An 18,581-nucleotide genomic window follows, 5' to 3' on the forward strand; every position below is an offset into this window, starting at 1 on the left:
TAACCGCCGCCGCGGTCCGTTGTCAAGGTTCCTTCCCCTTTTCAGGAGCCTTCATGTTCATTCTGAACACACCACCCCTCGAGCATTCCAAGTTGCGCGGCAGCCGACGGTCATCGGCCCTGTGCAGCGGCGCCGCTGTGCTGGCCATGCTCACGCTGGCGGGCTGCAGCCACCTCCCGCCTGCTTTCCAGGCGGGTCGCCAACTTCCCGCCACCGAAGTCCGACAGCTGTTTGCCGGGAAAACCGTGACCTCCAAGAACCTTTCCAACGGCGTGGTTTCAGTGTCCCGCTATGCGCCCAATGGGCAAGTGCGGCAACAGCGACAGGGCCAGCAACGCACAGGCACCTGGCGCGTCATGCCCGACGGACGCATGTGCCTGCGCATGGAAAACAACAACGAGTCGTGCCGCTGGATCCGGCAAGAGGCCGATGGCCGCTACCAAAAGTACAGCCAGACCCATGCCTTTGCTCGCCCGGTCATCACCTACGTCGGACTGACCGCACCCAGAGCGCGTACCAAACCTCTTTGACCTTGGTCATCGTTGCCCATCGGCTCGCCCCAAGCGTCGGGGCTGGGCTTCTGCCACTTCCGCAGGTTCGGAATCTTCCAGAACGACGCTGTTGAGCGAGGCGGCCGGGCGAAGGCATACAGATGTGCGTTCTCTCAGCCCCTGCCGGCCTGAATCACCGTGAGATCAATTGGAATCTGACCCCGAATTCCACCGACCCCGAATTCCACCGAATTCCAGACCCCGAATTCCACAATGTTGTCGATCGCCTCAGCGATGTGGCGCAGGTAGTCCGCGGTGCGCAGCGGCTTGCTGCGCATCACAGGCGCACCGCCTCGCGCAGCACCTGCTCGCGAAAGCTGGCTGGCAGGCCGTTGGGCGTCAACACATCCACCTCCATGCCCAACAGCGCCTTGAGTTCATGGCGAATGGCGCCAATGTCGAGCAGCGTGGTCGCTGGTGTGGGTTCCACCAGCAAGTCCAGGTCGCTGCCTTCCACGTCGTCCCCGTGGATCGCCGAGCCAAACACGCTCACGCCCGCCACGCGGTGACGCAGCGCGATCTCGCGAATCTGCGAGCGGTGTCGGGCAAGTGCGAGGGAGGGACGCATGAGGTCGAGTTTAGCCATTCGGTGGCATTTGCAGTGCGCGCAGCGACACGCGATTTGCAGGCTCGGGACATAGGCGATCAATTGGAATCCGACCCCGAAGTTTCCGAATTCGCGAATTCTGCGAATCCTGTGACCCCGAATCCCGTCACCGGCCGGTGTCGCTTCCGCTCTTCGCCGAACCATCTCCCAGCCCATCGGCCATCTCGCGCAAGGCGCGGGCGGTCGCTTCATCGCCTGGGAAGAATGTCTCCAGGGCCAGCTCTTGCAGGGTGATGTCCACCGGCGAACCGAACACCGTGGTGGTGCTGATCAGGTGCAGCATGCCGTCCGGTGTCTGGTACAGAAAGGGCATGAGCACGCCGGGGTGTTCGCCGTCCAGGCGCTGCGCGGTGTTGGCGGGTTGTGCCGGGTAGGCGATCAGCTCGGTCAGCAGGTCGGCCAGCGCTTCGTCGCCGGTCTGGTGGATCTGTTGCCGCAGGCGGGCAAACAGGTGTTCGCGCCACTGGTTGAGGTTGGCGATGCGCGGCGCCAGGCCGCCCGGGTGCAGGCTGATGCGCAGCAGGTTGACACGGCCCTGCAGCAGCTCGGGCGCCACGCCCACCAGCAGCGGCGCGACCATGCGGTTGGCCATCACCATGTTCCAGTGGCGGTCGAATGCAACCGCGGGCCAGGGGTGGTGGCTGTCCAGAATGTGCTGCACGGCGCGGCGCGCGGCCTGCATGCTGGGGTCGTCCATCGCGTGCTCCCGGTACATCGGCGCATAGCCCGCCGCCACCAGCCAGGCATTGCGCTCGCGCAGCGGCACCGCCAGCCGCTCGCACAGCCTGAGCACCAGCTCGCGGCTCGGGCTGGCCTTGCCGGTTTCCACGCAGCTCAGGTGGCGGGTCGACATCTCGGCCTCACTGGCGAGATCGAGCTGGCTCAGGCGGCGCAGCTGGCGCCAGTGGCGCAGGTGATCGCCGACGCTGGCGCGGCGAGAGGGGGGAGCGGCGAGGGCAGGGGCGGCGTGCATGCGCACATGGTAGAGCCCACTCGCCGGCCTTCCATGACCTGCGGGGTCATGGACCCGCTGCGGGCGCGCGCCGAGCATGGCGGCTCCGCTTCCCTCTTTACAACTTTTCCAACTTTTCAAGGAGTTCACCATGTTGAATCTGTCTGTCCCCGCCTTGCGTCGTGTGCTTTGGCTGGATGCCGCCGGTGCCCTGGGCATGGCCGTGGCCCATTTCGGGTTTCCCGGTCTGTTGTCCGATTGGCTTGGCCTGCCCTTGGTCTGGCTGCAGGTGTCGGGCGTGATTGGCTGTGGCACGGTGCTGCTGTCGGGCGCGCTGGCGTCGCGCGCGCTTCCCCCGGCGGCGGGCGTGCGCCTGCTCGCGGCGGGCAACTTTGTGTGGGTGGCTGCCAGCGTGTGGGCGGTGTGGGGCGCTGGCCTGCCGCTCACCAGCCTGGGCGTGGCCTGGGTGCTGCTGCAGGCGGTGTTTGTGTTCGTTCTGGCCGAGCTGGAGTGGGCAGGCAGCCGCCAGCCCCAGCCACTGGCGGTGGCCTGATTGAGCGGGGCTCGCCAGCGCTGCTTGAGGGCGCGCGACCAGCGCGCCCTTTCTCTGAGCTCACACCCAGGGGCCCCTGGCCGTGGTCAGTGCCTCAGGGCACCCCTGGGTTCGATTCAACTTCGGTGCCCTGAAGCGCCGTTTGGTGTTCGGCGCCAGATGGCTTGGGGACTCGGTGGACTTTCAAGACGGTGTCTGACTCCGGTGCGTGACCCCGATGCGGATGCGGTTTGCGGACTCAATAATTGGAATCTGACCCCGAATACCGACCCCGAATACCGACCCAGTGCAGTGACCCCGATGCAGCGATGCAGTGCAGAGTGTTACCCCTGCGACTATGGTGACCAAGTAAAGAATCTGACCTCAAACTTTCCTATCTAAAGAATCGGCAAAAGCGTGAGAAATGCCAGCAAAAATAAGACCAACAACCATTAGTCCAAGAGATGCCGGTATTGAATCAAACATATTGTAAAAACCAATCCAGTCAGACGGTTGATGTGCCCAATCAATATTGATATATTTAAGTACATCAATTATAGAGTATGACACCCGAAAACCAGAGCGAAAATAAACATAGATTTGCCAACCAAAAATAAAAAGGCCAATCGTAAAAAGAATACCCAAAAGCGATAATCCGATAATGACTAAAAATGAAAGGACGCCCACCACAAATCTGTAGACCAATAAAAAACATTGTTTGCAGAAACGGGCGAAACCTGACATAAAGCTCTCCTTTGAGATTTCAGGCAATACGATATTTCTCAAGACTACCATCCCCTTTGCTGCGACAACCCAGTTAGGGGGGGCGTCCCTTACCGCTCCATTTCTGACCATCTTTTTCATATACCGCTACTGTGAGGGTTTTACGGGCCTTATCATCTTTTGGCAGTCGAGATGCCTTACGCTAAAAAATGTCATTCTGGGAAAAGTTGAACTCCTGAATGATGTATTTCACCTCTTCAAGCTTACTTGCTCGTCCCTCTACAGGCAACAGTCAAGACCTGCCCCCGATGTTGTTGACAGGAGCTAAGTTGAGCACGAGTAAGCGCCTCTGCTCTGTGTGGAGGCCCGGCTTCGATGCAGTGGCTGGTAATTGGGGCAAGTGGAGCGGGGGTTAATTGGAATCTGACCCCGAATACAAGGCGAAGCTGTTTCTGAAGAACTGCCCGGGCATGGAAATGGACGGGGATGGCGACGGGATTCCGTGCGAGCAGCAGTGGTGCGCGGGGCTGTTCGGTGGATAAGTGGAATTGGAATCTACCCCCAATATCTTGACCCCCGAATATCCTAATTTCCCGGCTTCTTTGAAATCTCGTTTTTGAAATTCTCTAGTGAGCTAATATACTCATCTAGTTTTGGTGAAAACCATGCTCTTGCTGTGTAGTGGGAAAGATGTCTCGGAGTTTTTCTGTTCAGCAAAGAATTTTTGGACATTTCACCTTTTAGCTTCACGAGAAATGGTAACTCCAAGATCAACCATTCTGCGTAAAGGTTGGGATGTGTAAATCTTTCAGTGAAAGAATCTTGAACTAGTTCTTGTTCAGATACCTGTAGATTGATAAACTTTCTATGAAACTGAAGTGCAGATACGTGATGAAATACAGGATCATCAGAAAACCATACTTGTTCTTCTGAGTTTCTCGCAATTTGCTTGGCCCACCGTGCCACATCGGTATCAAGCATCGCAAGCCAAGGGGTGATCTGCCGCCGAATCCATGAGCGTCTGGCGGTTGTGATTATCGCCTTCGCGTTATTAATAAATTTTCGGAATTCAATTGAGTCACGAGCTGTGAATCCAAGACCGAACGCACTCCCGTGCCTTAGTAATTCATTGAGCTCTCGTTGAGATGGTGGCTTCATTGCGCCCTTGGAGATGGCAACTTTTATCGATTTAAGTGCAACAATCTCAATTTGACGCATTGATTGGCGAATCAATTTGATTCTTGATAAATTTAGAAGAATCGCTGCTGAGTGGATCAACTCCGCAAGATCAAAATTCTTCACTGACTTCATTCCAGCAAAAGTTTCACTTGCTAGTTTTTCAAAATCACTGTTGCTGAGCGAGCGAAGATACCAAAGCCGTCTCCATGCTGGAGTTGATTCGTCTGCAAGAAGATGGCTGTCGCGCAGAGCATCGGTTGCAGAAACCACGGATAAGTTTCCGGTCTCAAAAAACTCACGAAATGCCGATGGAGGAAGAGCTAAAGGTTGAGCGTATTCAAGTCCATGTCGCTTCAGTACTTTATCTTTCTCGCGCTCAGGCACTGATTGATCGCTGCTGCTCTTCAGCTCAAGGTATGCGGACCAATTTGTTTCGCCAAGTTCTCCTATGTCCTCGCTTGTTAGGCTGCCTGATCGATACTCGATTGATAATGTGATGCAGTCATTGATAAGTTGCTTTTGAAATTTTTCATTTGTACTAATCTGTTTTTTATCAAGACTATCCCAAAGATCGCAAAAGTCAAAAATCGCTTGTCGCAGTTGGCGAAGATTTTGGTATCCGGCTCGATTGAAAATGGCCAGCAGTTGAGTTTTGTTTTTGTCTAGAAATTCATTACCTGCACGACTGCTGGTCTCGGTCAGAAAGTGCTGAATGGCGCCATCCGCATCAGGTTGTATCTGAAAGGTTCTTCCAATTACTTTTTCTTTTATTTTTTTGAAGCCAATCTCGGGAGTAGATAGTTGCGATGACTCGTTTGCAAGGATGATGACTCTGTATCCGTCATGTTCTACAAACTGATTGATGAAGCCCAGCGCATCTTCAATCTTCATGCTTGATCTCTCTAGATCGTCAAAAACTAAAATGGCACCCTCGGTTGAAGCCCATTTTTCAATCTCTGGTAATGAGATTTGCCAGCTACCTTCGTCTGATCCGTCTCCGTTTAAATCAATTTTTATAGTACCCTTGATGAGGCTTTTAGTTATGCCCCAAGCTCGCTTCGCTGTTTGGCTAGCTAGCCGCGGATGAATTTGTGCAAAAAATTGATCTTTGATTTCGGAGATTTTTGAGATGCCAAAGAAACTTACATAGAGTACACGTTTATCTCTCTTTTCGAGTTCCTTTCTATAATTTTCAATGAACCAGGTCTTTCCACTGCCCCAAGGCCCTCTGAGCATTACCGCGTAGCTAGGTTTGGCATCTTGATTGCAGTATCTATCTAGGAATATTTTTATTGACTCATTGTGATCTTGTGCAGTCAGAATCATGCCACCCCCTGGGAATCATATTTTTCGCGAAGCACAAAAGTTTAAAGTTGGAGCGAAACGTAAAAATTGGACCGTTATTTACCCCAACTATCCTTCAACCCCGTCACCCGGTTAAACACTGGCTTATCTCCCGCCAAGTGATCCATCCGGTCCGCCACAAAGTAGCCAAACCGCTCAAACTGGAATCTTTGATCCGGCTTCGCGGCGGCCAGTGAGGGCTCCACGTAGGCGGTCACCACTTTCAGGCTGTTGGGGTTCAGGGCTTCGATGAAGTCTTTGCCGCCGGCGTCGGGGTTGGGGTCGCTGAACAGGCGGTCGTACAGGCGCACTTCGGCTTGCACGCCATCGGCCGCGCCCACCCAGGTGATGGCGGCTTTGGCTTTGACGCTGTCGGCGCCGGGGGTGCCGCTCTTGGTGCCGGGGATCACTTTGGCGTGCACTTCGGTCACGGTGCCGTTCGCGTCTTTGGCGCCAACGCCGGTGCATTCGATGACGTAGCCACCTTTGAGGCGGATCACGTTGCCTGGGAACAAACGCTTGTAGCCCTTGGGCGCTACTTCTTCAAAATCTTCGCGCTCGATCCAGACCTCTTTGCCGATCTTGAACACCCGGTCGGGCGGGGGCGTCTGGCCTTCGGCAATCGCGCTGTGGGGCAGGGCGGGCTGGGTGCAATCTTCGGTATAGCCGTTGCTGCCGAATGCCTCGGCCCAGTTGGTGAGCACCAGCTTGACGGGGTCGAGCACGGCCATGCCGCGGTGTGCCTTGTTTTCCAGGTCTTCGCGCAGGCAGCCTTCCAGCGTGCTGTAGTCGATCCAGCTGTCGCTCTTGGTCACGCCGATGCGCTCGGCAAACAGGCGCAGGCTCTCTGGCGTGTAGCCGCGGCGGCGCAGGCCGACGATGGTGGGCATGCGCGGGTCGTCCCAGCCGCTGACCTTGTGGTCGTACACCAGCTGGGCGAGCTTGCGCTTGCTGGTGATCACATAGGTGAGGTTGAGGCGGGCAAATTCGTACTGGCGCGGCGGCGGGCTGGGCAGCAGGCCGCCTTCGGCCAGGCGCTCGAGCAGCCAGTCGTAAAACGGGCGCTGGTCTTCAAACTCCAGCGTGCACAGGCTGTGGGTGATCTGCTCCAGCGCGTCTTCAATCGGGTGGGCGTAGGTGTACATCGGGTAGATGCACCATTTGTCGCCGGTGTTGTGGTGGGTGGCGCGGCGGATGCGGTAAATCGCCGGGTCGCGCAGGTTGATGTTGGGGCTGGCCATGTCGATCTTGGCGCGCAAGACCATGCTGCCATCTTCGTGTTTGCCGTCGCGCATTTCTTCAAACCGCGCCAGGTTCTGCGCTGGGGTGCGGTCGCGAAACGGGCTGTCGGTGCCGGGGGTGTTGAAGTCGCCGCGGGCCAGGCGCATTTGTTCGGCGGTCTGCTCGTCCACATAGGCCAGGCCGGCGCCAATCAGGTAGACGGCGGCGCGGTACATGAAATCGAAATAGTCGCTGGCCTGGTAGGGCAGGGCATCCGCATTCGGCTGGCCCGGCTCGCCGTTCCAGCTGTAGCCCAGCCACTTCACCGCGTCGATGATGCTGTTGACGTATTCCGTGTCTTCTTTTTCGGGGTTGGTGTCGTCAAAGCGCAGGTGGCAGACGCCGCCGTATTCCTCGGCCAGGCCGAAGTTCAGGCAGATGCTTTTGGCGTGGCCCACGTGCAGGTAGCCGTTGGGCTCGGGCGGGAAGCGGGTGCGGATCTTGGCCGGGTCGGGCTGGCCTTGGGCGTGGTGCGCGGCGTCGCCGGGGCTACCGCCCCACAGGCGAGTGGTGTAGGTGCCTTGCGCCATGTCTTTTTCGATGATCTGGCGCAGGAAGTTGCTGACCTTGTGTTCGCCGGCTTCGCCGTCGGAGGTGTGGGCGCCACTGGCGGGCGGGCTTTTCGGGGGGTGGGTGCTCATGGCGCGATTCTAGGGCGGGGGCGCGCGCCTCATCGCCGGGCGCCGGGTGTGGCGTGCTGCACACAGGTGGGGGCGCGGAATGCCGCGCGGGGCGTGACGCATGCCGCAGTGCGCGAGCAGGCCGACAAGGGGCGCCACAAGGCGCCTCGGCGGCAGGGTGGTGCCGCTATGGTCGGCGCATCGGGCCCGCGGCTGCGGCTGCCGGCGCGAACCAGAACAACACCGAAAAACAGCAAGGACCCACCATGGACAAAGACGGACCGGCCACGATTCAGGTGGACGACGACCCCTCTCGCTGGCAAGCCACCCAGGTGGACGATGTGTTCCTGCCCGCGGTCCGGGTCTGCCTGAGCTGGCGCGATGTGGAGAAGGCGGTGGAGCTGGGCGCGGTGGTGCCGGCGCACGCGCACGCGCTGTGGGCCGGCTGGGCCGCGCCGGGCAGCCCGCTGCGCCAGAGCGCCGCCACGCAGCAAAAGCCCATCGATTTCCAGCCGACGGTTTCTGACTTTCCGGCGGTGGAAGATCGGCGCGATGCAGCGCCCTCGATGGCCGCGCGCCTGGGCGGTCCGCTGGCGGGCGCCGCGGTCGGTGCGGTGCTGACCTGGCTGGCGGTGGGCGGCTGAGCTCAGCGCCGCTTCACAAGCGCAAAGGCTGGTGAACGGAGGCTCTGGCGCGTTTCGGGCGCGCGCTTCACTTCACAGCTCGCCCAGCCCGATCTGAGACAACACATCGGGCTGCATCAGCTCGTCGAGCACCGGGTCGCTCCGGTTGGCCCAGCCCAGCGCCAACGCTGCGGCCAGCACCAGGCCACCGGCCAGCAGCCACCACCCCAGCCGCCCAGCGCGGCCACCCGACAGGTTCCCACCGTGCGCTCCGGCCAGCACGGGCGCGGTGGCCGGGTGGCGCTGCTGCCATTGCGCCATGACGCGGTCTTGCAGCGCGGTGTGGTCGGCGGCGGGCGTGTCGTGAAGCGACTGCTGCAGGGCCTGGCGCAGGGTGGCGTCGGCGTCGGCAGGGTTGGTGCGGGGCTGTTGCGAATTCATGGCTGGGCCTCTTGCAGGCGCTCGCGCAGGCTGCGCTTGGCGCGAAACAGCAACTGGTGGGCGGCGTTGGTGTCGATGTCGAGCGCGGTGGCGATCTCGGGCGCTTGCGCGTCGGCGTAGGCCCACATGGCCAGGGCCATGCGCTGGCGGGCGGGCAGCGCCCCGAGCGCGGCCTGCAGGCGGGCCGGGTCGGTGCCGGGCCCGTCGCTGGCGGGGGCTTCGGCTTCCTGCTGGTGGCGGTCATGCAGCGCGGTGAGTTCGTCGGGCCCCAGGCTGAGCTCGCGCTGGCGCACCAGGTGGCTGCGGCAGCGGTTGAGCACGATGGTGTGGAAGTAGGTGGCGAGCTGGGCGCCGGCGTCATCGCTCGGGCGCGCACTCCAGAGCCGCAGGAAAGACTCCTGCACCACGTCTTCAGCGTCTTCCTGGCGGCCGAGCATCTGGCGCGCCAGGGTGAGCGCGGTGGGCGTGAGCTGCTGCACCAGGCGCCGCGCGCTCTGCGGATCGCCGCCGCTGGCCGCGCGCCAGAGCGCCCAGCTGTCGGCGCGCACGCCGAGCGCGCGCTGCGTGGCGTCGAGCAGGCGGGTGGCGGTGCTGAGCATCCACATGCCTGGAGTTTGCCGGGTGGTAAGGCCTGTGCGCCAGACCAGGGCAGGCAGTCTGGAGTCGGTGCGGTGGTGGGCGCTCATCGGACGGGCAGTTTCTCGCGCAGGGTGGCGCGTTCTTCGGGGCTCAGAGACTCCAGCACGGCGCGGCGCTCGCGCAGCATCTGGCGGCGTTCGGCCGGACTCATGGCGCGCAGGCGTTCGCGGCGCTCGTCGGCGAGGCGCTCGCGCTGCGCTGGCGGCAGGGCCTGCCAGCGCTCGCGGGTGCGGTCGACGAGCGCTTCGCGCTGCTCTGGGGTCAGGCTCTGAAGCCGCTCGCGCAGCGCGCTGCGAAAGGCCTGGCGCTGTTCGGGTGTGCTGGCTTCGAGCTGGCGGCGCAGCGCTTCGCGGCGCTCGGTCTGCTCGGCGGGCGAGAGGCGCGACCAGGCCTGCGGGTCGGGCACATCGGGCGCGGCGTGGGCGGCGCTGGCGGCCAGACCGATCAGCGCGGCGCTCAGGGTATGGGCAATGAGGCGGGTGGACAACATGACGAGGCGAAGCAAAAAACCTTTTGAACGCTGGTTGAACCCGGCAGCCGACCGGCTCTTACGCGGCGGCCTGCACAACCCTTCGCGGCACTGGGGCATGGCCTTGGGCGCCGTAAGCGCAGGGGATGGCGCAGGTTCAAACGGTACACGGCCTGCGGTGCCCGGTCCAGTGACCGGCGATGCAGGTGGTGCGCTGTTCAACCCACGACCCAAGGAGTTTCCATGAGCGCTTCCCATTCTTCTGCTTTTCCGTTCGGCGCCGCGGGCCTGCGCCGCGTTCGCCAGCTGTTGCTGGTGACGGGCTTGGCCGCTGCCTCGCTGGCCCAGGCCCAGGTCGTGATGGGCGAGGCCCAAGAGGACCGCGTGGACAACCGACAGGATCGGCAGGCGGCGCGCATCGGCCAGGGCGTGGCCTCGGGCGAACTCACCCGCCACGAGACGGCTTCGCTGATGCGCCAACAGCGCCACATTCACCGCCTGGAACGCCGCACCGAGGCCGACGGCGTGGTGACCGGGCACGAGGCGCATCGCGTGGAGGCCGCGCAGGACCGCGCCAGCGCCCGCATCTACCGCCAGAAGCACGACCGCCAGGCTCGGCCGCACGCGCATTGAGCGCGCACCGAAGGCGAGCGGAACCGGCGCTCAGGCGCCCGGGGTCCAGCCGGTGTCGGTGCTGCGGTGCGTCTGGCGTGCCAGGTCGAGCTGCATCTGCCGCTCGAATTGTTCGCGGGCCTCGCGGGCGCGCTGCACGAAGTCGTCTTCGTTGCTGCGCTGGTCGCGCTGGGTGGCGAGGAAGTTTTCGGAGTGGCGGCGGAAGTCGTCGGCCAGCTGGCGCGCGTGTGAGCGGTCAAAGCCGAGCAGCTCCAGCGTGGCGCGCGCGCTCCTGAGCGAGCTCTCCAGCAGCTCGCGCTGCACGTGGTGCACCTGCGCATCGAGCAGCTCCATGGCGTGCACCGCGTCGCGCGCGCGGGCCACGATGGGCAGGTGTGGGTGGCGTTGACGAAGTTCCTTGACCAGCTGGTTGCTCTGGGCCGGGTCATCGATGGCGATCACGATGGCGCGGGCCTTGGCCACGCCGGCGGCCTGCAGCAGGTCGGGCTGGGTGGCGTCGCCGAAGTAGACCTTGTAGCCAAAGCGGCGCGCCATGTCGACGGTGTCGGCGTTGTGGTCGATCACGGTGGGTTTGATGCCCGCGCTCAGCAGCGTGCGCGCCACGATCTGGCCGTAGCGGCCGAAGCCGGCGAGCATGACCGGGGCTTCGGGCTCGTCCACCGTGTCGGGCGCGCGCTCGCTGCCCTCGTCGCGGGCGATGCGGTCAAACGCCATCAGCAGCAGCGGCGTGGTGGCCATGGAGAGGGCGGCGATCAGGGTGAGCAGGTCGGCATCGGCCGCGGGCAACACGCCCGAGAGCTTGCCGGCGGCCAGCACCACAAAGGCGAATTCGCCCACCTGCGAGAGCAGCACCGCCATGAGCGTGCGCGGCGAGCCGTGCAGCCCGATCCAGCGCGCCACCAGCCACATGCCGAGCAGCTTGAGCGACACCACCAGCAGCAGGCCGAGCAGCACGTGCAACGGATCGCTCACCAGCAGACCCAGCTGCATGCTCATGCCCACTGCGATGAAAAACAAACCGAGCAGCAACCCCTTGAACGGCAGGATGTCGCTCTCCAGCGCGTGGCGGTATTCCGAGCTGGCCAGCAGCACGCCGGCCAGGAACGCGCCCAGCCCCATCGACAGGCCGACACGGTGCATCAGCGCCGCGACCCCCAGCACCAGCAGCAGGGCCACGGCGGTGAAGAGCTCGCGCGCGGGCTGGCGCGCGATGATGCGCATGACCGGGTAGGCGACAAAGCGCCCCACCAGCACCACCGCGAGCACCGCGCCGATCTGCGCCCAGGGGCTGGTGAACGGGTCGTCGGCCGCGTGCGCACCGGGCGCCGCCGCGACCGCCGCCGTGCCCAGCACCGCGGCCAGGGCCAGCAGCGGGATGGCCGCAATGTCTTCGAACAGCAGCATGGCAAACGCCTTCTGCCCCATGGGCGTGCCCATGAGGTTGCGCTCCTGCAGCAGGCCGACCACGATGGCGGTGCTGGACAGCGCCATGGCCAGCGCGGCCACCAGCGAGGCCTGCCAGCTCCAGCCCAGCAGCAGACCGATCGGCATGAGCAGCGCTGCGCCGACCAGCATTTCCAGCGCGCCGCCGCCGAACACCGCGCCGCGCATCGCCCACAGGCGCCGAGGCTCCAGCTCCAGACCGATCACAAAGAGCATCAGCACCACGCCCAGCTCGGACACCTGCAGGATCGCCGCCGGGTCGTTCACCAGCGCCAGCCCCACCGGGCCGATCACCACACCCGCCAGCAAATAGCCCAGCACCGAGCCCAGACCCAGGCGCAGCGCGATCGGCACGATGACCAGCGCCGCCAGCAGAAACAGGATGGCCTGAGTCATGCGGCCGCCTGATCGCTGGGCTGGGCTGCGCGGTGGCGCGCGAACTGGGCTGCCAGGTCGTCGGTGCAGGCGGCAAGCTGCGCACCCGTGTGGCTGTGTCCTCCGTACTCGATGTGGGGCGGCAGCCAGCGCATGCCGCAAAAGCGCGCGGTCTGCTCGATGGGCGCCACGAAGTCGGTAAACGGGCGCTGGTGAGCGCCGCCAGGCAAGTAGTCGTTCATCGAACCGCCCGCGCTGGCGACCCACCAGGCGGCCTTGCCGCGCAGCGCGTCACCACCCGGGCCAAAGGCCCAGCCGTGCGCCAGCACCTGGTCAAACCAGTGCTTGAGCAGCGCGGGCACGCTGTACCAGTGGATCGGCGCCAGCCACACCACCAGGTCGGCACGGGCGAGTGCCTGCTGTTCTGACGAGACGTGGATGTCGAAGTCGGGGTAGAGGTCGTAGAGGCTGCGGATCTCGGTGTGTGCATCGCCCTCGAACACCGCTTGCATGGCCTTGATCACCAGGGACTGGCTGGGCCGGGGATGGGCATGGACGACGAGAGTACGGGGCATGGGGCGCAGGACATTGACCGGTGGGGTGGCCGGGTCAGCGCACGATATCACCTGCCGGATGGGCGCGTGGGCCGCGCAGGCGCGCCCAAGGGAAAGCCGGGCGCCGGAGAATCACCCCCGGGCCCGGCTCGATGCGGGTCAGCGCCTGTTGCTTAGGGCCTGCTCACGCCATTTTTCTGTGATGCGTTGCGGATCAAAAAAGCCATGCGCAATGCGCGAAACGCTGCCGGGGTATCCCCCCGGCAAGGCTTCGCAACGCGGCGCATGGCTTTTTTGGCCGCAACCCGGAGGGAACAAGGTGCAAAAGGCGCCACTCGTCGTTGCCCTCCTAGGCCAGACGTCCAGTCTGGCCGTCGTCAGGCGCCTAGATTGGCACCCTTTGCACCTCGTTCGCACTCAGAAAAATGGCGTGAACAGGCCCTTACCTGACCAACGCGCTGACTGGCGTGGTTGCCCGCGGGCGCTCAGAAGGCCAGGTTGATCTGCAGGATGGCGGTGGTGCCGCTCACTTCGTTGCCCACCACCAGCAGCGGCCGGCCGTTGGGCGACTGGGCGGCGGGAATGAACACCAGGCCTTCGGGGCCGAGGTCACCGACGGTGGCCAGGCTCGGTGGGTCGGTGACCCACTCGTCCCGGGTGTTGAGGTAGTCCACGCGCGTGGGTGCAGCGGGGTTGGTGATGTCGTACACCAGCACGCCACCCATGCGCTCCAGGCCGATGAAGGCAAAGGTCTTGTCGCCGATCTTGCCCAACGCCAGACCCTCGGGCTCTGGACCCTTGGCGTCGCTGCGGCTGTCTAGTGCGTTGCCCTCGTTGTGGCCGGAGTTGAAATAGGTCGCGCAGGGAATGCTGCGGTTTGAGCCGAGCCTGCAGTCGGCGCTGTTCAGGAACTGTTCGATGGCAGCGCCCGAGTCCCAGACCAGCGCGCCGTTGGCGTCCCAGATGCTGAACGAGCGGGCGCCGTAGCTGTGGAGCCGGTCGTACATCAGGCGGTCGCCGTTGGCGTCTTCCACACCTGCACTGGTGTAGCGCAGCGGTGCGCCCATGGCATCGGTCTTGTAGCCCTGGACCCAGCTGATGTTGAGGCGTCCCAGTTCGCCTGCGGCGCTGCAGGTGCCCGGGCTACCTGCAGCAGCGCCACAGTAGCCGAACACTGTCGGGTCGAGCAGGGCGCCTGCCAAGGGGGTGCCACCCGCCAGGCTGCGCAACTGCGGCGGCACCACCTGCCACCCTGCCGCCCGAACCAGGGCCGAGACCCGCAGCTCCTCAATGAAGCCCAGCGAGGGGTTCTGGGTGCCCAGGTAGTCGGGGTTGTCTTCGCCCCAGGCGCGCGCGTCGCCTTCGTTGGCGGTCACCAGGTAGGTCTGGCCGCCTGCGCTGTAAGAGGCCATGCTGTCGGGCAGGTACATGCCGACCACGCCTGCCCAGGTTCTGATGTTGATGGCGTTGTCCCGGTCGGACACGTCGAGTTCGTTGCCCGCCACGCCGTAGTTCTTCAAGCCCAGCGGCAGGATGTCGGTGACGACAGCCGTGGCGATGTCGACCTTGGCCAGCGCATTGTTCTCCTGCAGCGTGACCCAGGCGGTGCGGCTGTCGGCCGAGATGGCGATGTACTCGGGTTCAAGGTCCTGCGCAACCGTGGCGCCAGGGCCGTAGATGCGAACGCCGCTGGCGCGCAAAGTGGCTGCCTGGGCATTGAACGCGGTGAAGCTGGCGCTGCGGACCACGGGTGCAGCGAGGTTGCGCACGTCGATCACGCTCACGCTGCCTTCGGGGTCGGTCTGGTAGTCGTCGCTGGGCTCGCCTTCGTTGGCCACCAGCACGCTGCTGCCGTCGGGGGTGAAGGTGATCATGTCGGGCTGGGCGCCGATGGTCACCGAGCTGATGAGGCTGAGGTCGCTGGCGCGGTAGAGCGCCATGCGGCCCGGGTCGGTTTTCACCGGGGCCTGAATCGCCACGGCCACCGTGCCGTTGAACACCGCCACGCTGTTGATTTCAGCGCCGACGAGCACGGCGGTGGCGTCGAGCGTGCCGATTTTCACCGGGTTGGCCGGGTCGGCCAGGTTGAGCACGTCGACCGCGCCCAGCTGGGCGTTGACCACGAACAGGCGCTGGCTGGCGGCGTCAAACGCGGGAATCTCGGCGGCACTCACCTCGAACTGGCCGGTGCTGTAACCACCGATTTTCTCTAGGGTGAGGCTGCTGGGTGTGGGCTCGGGTGCCGGCGGCGGCGGCGTCGGTGCGGGATCGTCGCTGCCGCCACAGGCGGTGAGTGCGGCGCTCAGCAGCAGGGACAGGGCGAAAGCGTGGGCGCGAGGGCGGCGGACAGGGAACAACATGCGAGCGGGTCTCCAGACGGAACAGGGGTGAAGACCTGTTTATCGGCGGCGCGTGTGACGTTGCTGTGACGGGTTGATGAGGTTGGTGTGACAGCTGGCTGGGCGATCACTGCCCGAAGCGCGGCCCGTCTTTCAGGAACACGGCTTCTTCCACCGTGGTGGTGCGACCCAGCGCGGCGTTGCGGTGGGGAAAGCGGCCGAAGCGCTTCACGATGTCGCAGTGCTGCTCGGCAAAGCCCAGGTTGCTGGCCAGCTTTTCGCGCAGCTCGGGCGGACTTTCCGCGTGCAAGTGCGTGAAGCGCTCCACGCAGCGGTCTTGCAGGGCGAGGTCTTCGGCATGCATCAGCGGCATGTAGAGGAACACGCGCCCGACGCGCGCCAGCGACTCGTCTTCGCCCGCTTGCAGCGTGCGCAACACCAGCTGCTGGGCGCGCGCGTCGCCAGCAAACGCGCGAGCCTGGCCGCGGTAGATGTTGCGACTGAACTGGTCGAGCAGGATCACCAGCGCCAGCCGCGCGGGCAGGCGGCTTTCCCAATGGGTCAGGTCGCCTTCTAGCGCGGCGTCCACGCCGGCGCTGAAGCGGTCGCGGATGAGCTGGTCTTGCTCGGCGCCACCGCCGAACCAGAGCGCTTTGTGTTCGGTGCTGGGCCAGTCGTTGCGCAGACCGTCGCCGAACCAGAAATCGAGCACCTCGGAGACTGAGTCGGGGTGGTGGGACATGCGTGCTCCTGGAGGTTGTTACGTCTGGCAACGTGTTTGACGCTGCGTGCGGTACAGGTTACTGCGGAATTCTCTGTAATGCCCTCACGGGATCAGCAGATTCCGCAACAGGAGTGCCTCATGAAATCCAAGTCCTTGAATACCCCCTGGCAACGCAGCTCGGTCTGGTTCCGTGGTCTGGCCCTGGTGTCGCTGGCAGCAGGCGCCTGGGCCTTGACGGCCGGCGCGGCGCATGCCCGCGGCGGCAGCGATGTGTACTGGTCGATTGGCATCAACCAGCCTGGCGTGAGCGTGGGCGTGTCAAATGCGCCGCCCGTGATCTACCGCGAGCCGCGGGTCGTGTACCGGGAGCCGGTGGTGGTGTACCGTGAGCCGCGGGTGGTGTATCGCGAGCCGCAGGTGGTGTATCGGGAGCCCAGGGTGGTTTACCAGCGCCCTGTGGTGGTGGCGCCCGCGCCGGTGATTTATCAGAGCTGGGGCCATCCGCGTTTTGATGACCGCCGCGCTTACAAGAAGCACAAGCGCGAGAAATGGCACCGCCACAGCCACCGCGGTTGGGACGACGACGATGGTGGCCGCCGCGGTGGCCGCGGCCGCGACGACTGAGCCGCGGCTCACATGGCGCGAAAGCGCTGTGCGTAAAGCCGGCTGACCGGCAGGCTTTCCGGGCGCTGTCGCAAGCGCAGGGAAAGCTTGCCGGCTTCGTCGCGGTTCACACTGTCGATGGCCGATGCGCGCACCACGGTGCCGCGGTGGATCTGCCAGAACTCGGCAGTATCGAGCCGCGGCAGCAGCTCACGCAGCGCGGTGCGGATCAGGTACTCGTGACCGGCGGTGAGCACGCGCAGGTATTTGTCCGCCGCCTCGAACACCAGCACTTCGCTCAGCGGCACCATGCGGATGCTGTTGCCCACGCTGGCCTGGATCACGGTCAGCGGCGGATCGGCGGCGCTGGCTGCCGGGGCCAGCAACAGGCGCAACTGGTTCATGGCTTCATCCAGTTGCTGCGGCGCGGGCCTTGAGGCCTGCAAGCGTTGCTGCAGGCGCGCCACGGTGCGCGCCAGCCGCTCGGGCGTGACCGGCTTGAGCAGGTAATCCACCGCCTGCGCTTCAAACGCCTGCACCGCGTACTGGTCGTAGGCGGTCACGAACACCAGGGCGGGGAACGGGCGATGCTCGGGCCACTGGTCGGCCAGGTCGGCTGCGGCCTCCAGCCCCGTCTGGCCGGGCATGCGGATGTCCAGGAACAGCACATCGGGCGCCTGCGCCAGCGCCTCGCGCACAGCGGCGGCACCGTCACCCACCGTGCCCAGCAATTGCAACGCCGGCCAGGCCTGGGCCAGCTCGGCGCGCAGGGCGGCGGCGAGCAGCGGCTCGTCTTCGGCGATCAGGGCGGTGGGGGTTGGGCTCATGTTTGACTGGGTGCTAGGGCTTGCCGTGGCAGGCGCAGCGTGATGTGGGTGCCCTGGCCCGCTTCGCTGCGCCACCGCAGGCGTTCGGGCCCACCCCCGAACGCGCTGGCCAGGCGCTCGCGCACCTGGCTCAGCCCAAAGCCGGGCTGCGGCGTGCCGGCGCAGCCGGCGCCTGTGTCGCTCACGGTGAGCAGCAGCTCGGCGCCGCTGGCCAAGGCCTCCACGCGAATCTCGCCGCCGGCCAGGTGCGGCTCCAGGCCGTGTCGAATGGCGTTTTCCACCAGCGGTTGCAGCAGCAGGGGCGGCAGCGGGTGCTGCGCCAGGTCGTCGGGCAGCGTGAGCGTGAAGCGCAGGCGCGGGCCCATGCGCACCGCCATGAGCTCTAGGTAGTCGCGCAGGCGCGCAAATTCGAGCGCCAGCGTGTGCGGCTGCTCGGTGGTTTCGCTGCGCGAGGCGCGCAGGGTGGCGCGCAGGTAGTCGTTGAGCCGGTCGAGCATGGTGACGGCGCGCGGCGCGTCGGTGGTGATGAGCGCGCGCAGCGTGGCCAGGGTGTTGAACAGCATGTGCGGCTCGAGCTGGGTTTCCAGAAGGCGTAGCTGGGCTTCCGAGGCCTGGCGCTGCAGCGCCTGCGCCTTCTCGCGCTGGTAGAAGAAAAACAGAAAACCGAAGCTGATGCCCAGCGAGCTGAGCCAGAAACCCCAGAAACGCTGCGGCGACTGCGACAGCAGGTCCCAGGTGGACACGCCGGCGTAAAGGTCGCCCACGGTGACGCCCATGGCGTAGCCCAGCACGATGGCCAGCAGCAGCCAGCCCACCGCGCGCGGGTTGAGCGCCCAGTAGTGCGGCGGCTCGGTGTGCAGCCAGGGGTGCAGCGCAATGCGCACCGGATCGGTCAGAAACCAGATGCTGGTGCTGATGGCGTAGCTGTAGACCAGCGAGTGGGACAGTGCGGTGGTCTGCGACTTGCTCAGCCACTGCGCCAGCGCGATCAGCAGCGCCACCGCCCACACGATAGCCAGACGACGCAGCAGGCCGGCGTGGGTGGCGGAGGGCAGCCAGTGCAAAAGCGGCTTCAGGGCAGAGGGCATGGGCGGGCGATGCGAGGGCATCGGCGTCGATTCT

General features: G+C 64.2%; 21 protein-coding genes. 6 read left to right on the top strand and 15 right to left on the bottom strand.

Features of this window, described 5'->3' with window-relative positions; all coding sequences use genetic code 11:
- Positions 1-53 precede the first annotated feature (53 nt).
- A complete protein-coding gene (locus tag QUV25_RS11500; RefSeq protein WP_300863958.1) occupies positions 54-530 on the top strand; it encodes a DUF995 domain-containing protein in 477 nt (158 codons plus the stop codon).
- Positions 531-664: 134 nt separating this feature from the next.
- Here the strand turns inward: QUV25_RS11500 and QUV25_RS11505 are convergent, their stop codons facing one another.
- The 3 genes from QUV25_RS11505 to QUV25_RS11515 all read right to left on the bottom strand — a co-directional run bounded on the left by QUV25_RS11505 (position 665) and on the right by QUV25_RS11515 (position 2,131).
- Positions 665-829: a hypothetical protein gene (locus QUV25_RS11505; RefSeq protein WP_300863960.1), complete on the bottom strand. Its 165-nt coding sequence runs from the start codon at positions 827-829 to the stop codon at positions 665-667.
- Positions 829-1,119: a nucleotidyltransferase family protein gene (locus tag QUV25_RS11510; RefSeq protein ID WP_300863963.1), complete on the bottom strand. Its 291-nt coding sequence runs from the start codon at positions 1,117-1,119 to the stop codon at positions 829-831. Before QUV25_RS11510 ends, QUV25_RS11505 begins: the two co-directional genes overlap by 1 nt.
- Before the next feature lie 145 nt (positions 1,120-1,264).
- On the bottom strand, positions 1,265-2,131 hold the full coding sequence (locus QUV25_RS11515) for a helix-turn-helix transcriptional regulator (protein ID WP_300863965.1): 867 nt from the start codon (positions 2,129-2,131) through the stop codon (positions 1,265-1,267).
- Positions 2,132-2,261: 130 nt separating this feature from the next.
- On the opposite strand from QUV25_RS11515, the gene QUV25_RS11520 reads away from it, so the two are divergent.
- A complete protein-coding gene (locus tag QUV25_RS11520; protein WP_300863967.1) occupies positions 2,262-2,663 on the top strand; it encodes a hypothetical protein in 402 nt (133 codons plus the stop codon).
- A gap of 363 nt (positions 2,664-3,026) precedes the next feature.
- Here the strand turns inward: QUV25_RS11520 and QUV25_RS11525 are convergent, their stop codons facing one another.
- Positions 3,027-3,506: a hypothetical protein gene (locus QUV25_RS11525; protein ID WP_300863970.1), complete on the bottom strand. Its 480-nt coding sequence runs from the start codon at positions 3,504-3,506 to the stop codon at positions 3,027-3,029.
- A gap of 275 nt (positions 3,507-3,781) precedes the next feature.
- Here QUV25_RS11525 and QUV25_RS11530 point away from each other — a divergent pair, with 275 nt between their 5' ends.
- Positions 3,782-3,907 (top strand): excalibur calcium-binding domain-containing protein, encoded by a 126-nt coding sequence (locus tag QUV25_RS11530; protein ID WP_300863971.1) that lies wholly within the window; start codon positions 3,782-3,784, stop codon positions 3,905-3,907.
- 43 nt (positions 3,908-3,950) lie between these two features.
- On the opposite strand, the gene QUV25_RS11535 is transcribed toward QUV25_RS11530, so the two are convergent.
- Together QUV25_RS11535 and QUV25_RS11540 are read right to left on the bottom strand one after the other, a co-directional pair.
- Positions 3,951-5,870 carry a P-loop NTPase fold protein gene (locus QUV25_RS11535; RefSeq protein ID WP_300863972.1) on the bottom strand — a complete coding sequence of 640 codons (1,920 nt, stop codon included), beginning with the start codon at positions 5,868-5,870 and terminating at the stop codon, positions 3,951-3,953.
- Between the two features lie 74 nt (positions 5,871-5,944).
- Positions 5,945-7,810 (bottom strand): glutamine--tRNA ligase/YqeY domain fusion protein, encoded by a 1,866-nt coding sequence (locus QUV25_RS11540; RefSeq protein ID WP_300863975.1) that lies wholly within the window; start codon positions 7,808-7,810, stop codon positions 5,945-5,947.
- A gap of 245 nt (positions 7,811-8,055) precedes the next feature.
- Here QUV25_RS11540 and QUV25_RS11545 point away from each other — a divergent pair, with 245 nt between their 5' ends.
- The gene (locus QUV25_RS11545) at positions 8,056-8,433 is read left to right on the top strand and encodes a hypothetical protein (protein WP_300863978.1); all 378 of its coding nucleotides are present in this window, start codon (positions 8,056-8,058) and stop codon (positions 8,431-8,433) included.
- Between the two features lie 72 nt (positions 8,434-8,505).
- On the opposite strand, the gene QUV25_RS11550 is transcribed toward QUV25_RS11545, so the two are convergent.
- The 3 genes from QUV25_RS11550 to QUV25_RS11560 are packed head-to-tail and all read right to left on the bottom strand — an operon-like array spanning position 8,506 to position 9,982.
- Positions 8,506-8,853 (bottom strand): hypothetical protein, encoded by a 348-nt coding sequence (locus QUV25_RS11550; protein ID WP_300863980.1) that lies wholly within the window; start codon positions 8,851-8,853, stop codon positions 8,506-8,508.
- A complete protein-coding gene (locus tag QUV25_RS11555; RefSeq protein ID WP_300863982.1) occupies positions 8,850-9,539 on the bottom strand; it encodes a sigma-70 family RNA polymerase sigma factor in 690 nt (229 codons plus the stop codon). Before QUV25_RS11555 ends, QUV25_RS11550 begins: the two co-directional genes overlap by 4 nt.
- Entirely contained in the window at positions 9,536-9,982 is a 447-nt protein-coding gene (locus QUV25_RS11560; protein WP_300863984.1) for a DUF3106 domain-containing protein, read from the bottom strand. The genes QUV25_RS11555 and QUV25_RS11560 overlap by 4 nt, the downstream gene beginning before the upstream one ends.
- Before the next feature lie 222 nt (positions 9,983-10,204).
- Between QUV25_RS11560 and QUV25_RS11565 the strand changes: the two genes are divergently transcribed.
- Positions 10,205-10,594, top strand: a complete 390-nt coding sequence (locus tag QUV25_RS11565) for a hypothetical protein (protein WP_300863986.1) — start codon at positions 10,205-10,207, stop codon at positions 10,592-10,594.
- Between the two features lie 30 nt (positions 10,595-10,624).
- On the opposite strand, the gene QUV25_RS11570 is transcribed toward QUV25_RS11565, so the two are convergent.
- From QUV25_RS11570 to QUV25_RS11585, 4 genes are all read right to left on the bottom strand, one after another.
- Positions 10,625-12,433, bottom strand: a complete 1,809-nt coding sequence (locus QUV25_RS11570; RefSeq protein ID WP_300863988.1) for a monovalent cation:proton antiporter-2 (CPA2) family protein — start codon at positions 12,431-12,433, stop codon at positions 10,625-10,627.
- A complete protein-coding gene (locus QUV25_RS11575; RefSeq protein ID WP_300863991.1) occupies positions 12,430-12,987 on the bottom strand; it encodes an NAD(P)H-dependent oxidoreductase in 558 nt (185 codons plus the stop codon). The genes QUV25_RS11570 and QUV25_RS11575 overlap by 4 nt, the downstream gene beginning before the upstream one ends.
- A 464-nt stretch (positions 12,988-13,451) precedes the next feature.
- Positions 13,452-15,326, bottom strand: a complete 1,875-nt coding sequence (locus tag QUV25_RS11580) for a choice-of-anchor I family protein (RefSeq protein ID WP_300863993.1) — start codon at positions 15,324-15,326, stop codon at positions 13,452-13,454.
- Between the two features lie 106 nt (positions 15,327-15,432).
- Positions 15,433-16,047, bottom strand: a complete 615-nt coding sequence (locus tag QUV25_RS11585; protein WP_300863996.1) for a DUF924 family protein — start codon at positions 16,045-16,047, stop codon at positions 15,433-15,435.
- A 120-nt stretch (positions 16,048-16,167) separates the two neighbouring features.
- On the opposite strand from QUV25_RS11585, the gene QUV25_RS11590 reads away from it, so the two are divergent.
- On the top strand, positions 16,168-16,653 hold the full coding sequence (locus tag QUV25_RS11590; protein ID WP_300863998.1) for a hypothetical protein: 486 nt from the start codon (positions 16,168-16,170) through the stop codon (positions 16,651-16,653).
- Positions 16,654-16,661: 8 nt separating this feature from the next.
- Here the strand turns inward: QUV25_RS11590 and QUV25_RS11595 are convergent, their stop codons facing one another.
- Positions 16,662-17,459, bottom strand: coding sequence for a LytTR family DNA-binding domain-containing protein (locus QUV25_RS11595; RefSeq protein WP_300863999.1), 798 nt, complete (start codon positions 17,457-17,459; stop codon positions 16,662-16,664).
- Complete coding sequence (locus QUV25_RS11600; RefSeq protein ID WP_300864000.1) at positions 17,456-18,547, bottom strand: histidine kinase; 1,092 nt, start codon at positions 18,545-18,547, stop codon at positions 17,456-17,458. Before QUV25_RS11600 ends, QUV25_RS11595 begins: the two co-directional genes overlap by 4 nt.
- Between the last annotated feature and the right edge of the window lie 34 nt (positions 18,548-18,581).

Origin of the sequence: Hydrogenophaga sp., from assembly GCF_030373245.1 — a bacterium.
Taxonomy (GTDB): domain Bacteria; phylum Pseudomonadota; class Gammaproteobacteria; order Burkholderiales; family Burkholderiaceae_C; genus Hydrogenophaga.

Excerpts from the sequence above, each read along its gene's own strand:
- QUV25_RS11515 (WP_300863965.1), bottom strand. The coding sequence starts at position 2,131 with ATGCACGCCGCCCCTGCCCTCGCCGCTCCCCCCTCTCGCCGCGCCAGC.
- QUV25_RS11600 (WP_300864000.1), bottom strand. The coding sequence starts at position 18,547 with ATGCCCTCTGCCCTGAAGCCGCTTTTGCACTGGCTGCCCTCCGCCACC.
- QUV25_RS11535 (WP_300863972.1), bottom strand. The coding sequence starts at position 5,870 with ATGATTCTGACTGCACAAGATCACAATGAGTCAATAAAAATATTCCTA.
- QUV25_RS11540 (WP_300863975.1), bottom strand. The coding sequence starts at position 7,810 with ATGAGCACCCACCCCCCGAAAAGCCCGCCCGCCAGTGGCGCCCACACC.
- QUV25_RS11500 (WP_300863958.1), top strand. The coding sequence starts at position 54 with ATGTTCATTCTGAACACACCACCCCTCGAGCATTCCAAGTTGCGCGGC.
- QUV25_RS11510 (WP_300863963.1), bottom strand. The coding sequence starts at position 1,119 with ATGCGTCCCTCCCTCGCACTTGCCCGACACCGCTCGCAGATTCGCGAG.
- QUV25_RS11550 (WP_300863980.1), bottom strand. The coding sequence starts at position 8,853 with ATGAATTCGCAACAGCCCCGCACCAACCCTGCCGACGCCGACGCCACC.
- QUV25_RS11570 (WP_300863988.1), bottom strand. The coding sequence starts at position 12,433 with ATGACTCAGGCCATCCTGTTTCTGCTGGCGGCGCTGGTCATCGTGCCG.
- QUV25_RS11545 (WP_300863978.1), top strand. The coding sequence starts at position 8,056 with ATGGACAAAGACGGACCGGCCACGATTCAGGTGGACGACGACCCCTCT.
- QUV25_RS11575 (WP_300863991.1), bottom strand. The coding sequence starts at position 12,987 with ATGCCCCGTACTCTCGTCGTCCATGCCCATCCCCGGCCCAGCCAGTCC.
- QUV25_RS11525 (WP_300863970.1), bottom strand. The coding sequence starts at position 3,506 with ATGAAAAAGATGGTCAGAAATGGAGCGGTAAGGGACGCCCCCCCTAAC.
- QUV25_RS11580 (WP_300863993.1), bottom strand. The coding sequence starts at position 15,326 with ATGTTGTTCCCTGTCCGCCGCCCTCGCGCCCACGCTTTCGCCCTGTCC.
- QUV25_RS11585 (WP_300863996.1), bottom strand. The coding sequence starts at position 16,047 with ATGTCCCACCACCCCGACTCAGTCTCCGAGGTGCTCGATTTCTGGTTC.
- QUV25_RS11590 (WP_300863998.1), top strand. The coding sequence starts at position 16,168 with ATGAAATCCAAGTCCTTGAATACCCCCTGGCAACGCAGCTCGGTCTGG.
- QUV25_RS11520 (WP_300863967.1), top strand. The coding sequence starts at position 2,262 with ATGTTGAATCTGTCTGTCCCCGCCTTGCGTCGTGTGCTTTGGCTGGAT.
- QUV25_RS11565 (WP_300863986.1), top strand. The coding sequence starts at position 10,205 with ATGAGCGCTTCCCATTCTTCTGCTTTTCCGTTCGGCGCCGCGGGCCTG.
- QUV25_RS11505 (WP_300863960.1), bottom strand. The coding sequence starts at position 829 with ATGCGCAGCAAGCCGCTGCGCACCGCGGACTACCTGCGCCACATCGCT.
- QUV25_RS11560 (WP_300863984.1), bottom strand. The coding sequence starts at position 9,982 with ATGTTGTCCACCCGCCTCATTGCCCATACCCTGAGCGCCGCGCTGATC.
- QUV25_RS11595 (WP_300863999.1), bottom strand. The coding sequence starts at position 17,459 with ATGAGCCCAACCCCCACCGCCCTGATCGCCGAAGACGAGCCGCTGCTC.
- QUV25_RS11555 (WP_300863982.1), bottom strand. The coding sequence starts at position 9,539 with ATGAGCGCCCACCACCGCACCGACTCCAGACTGCCTGCCCTGGTCTGG.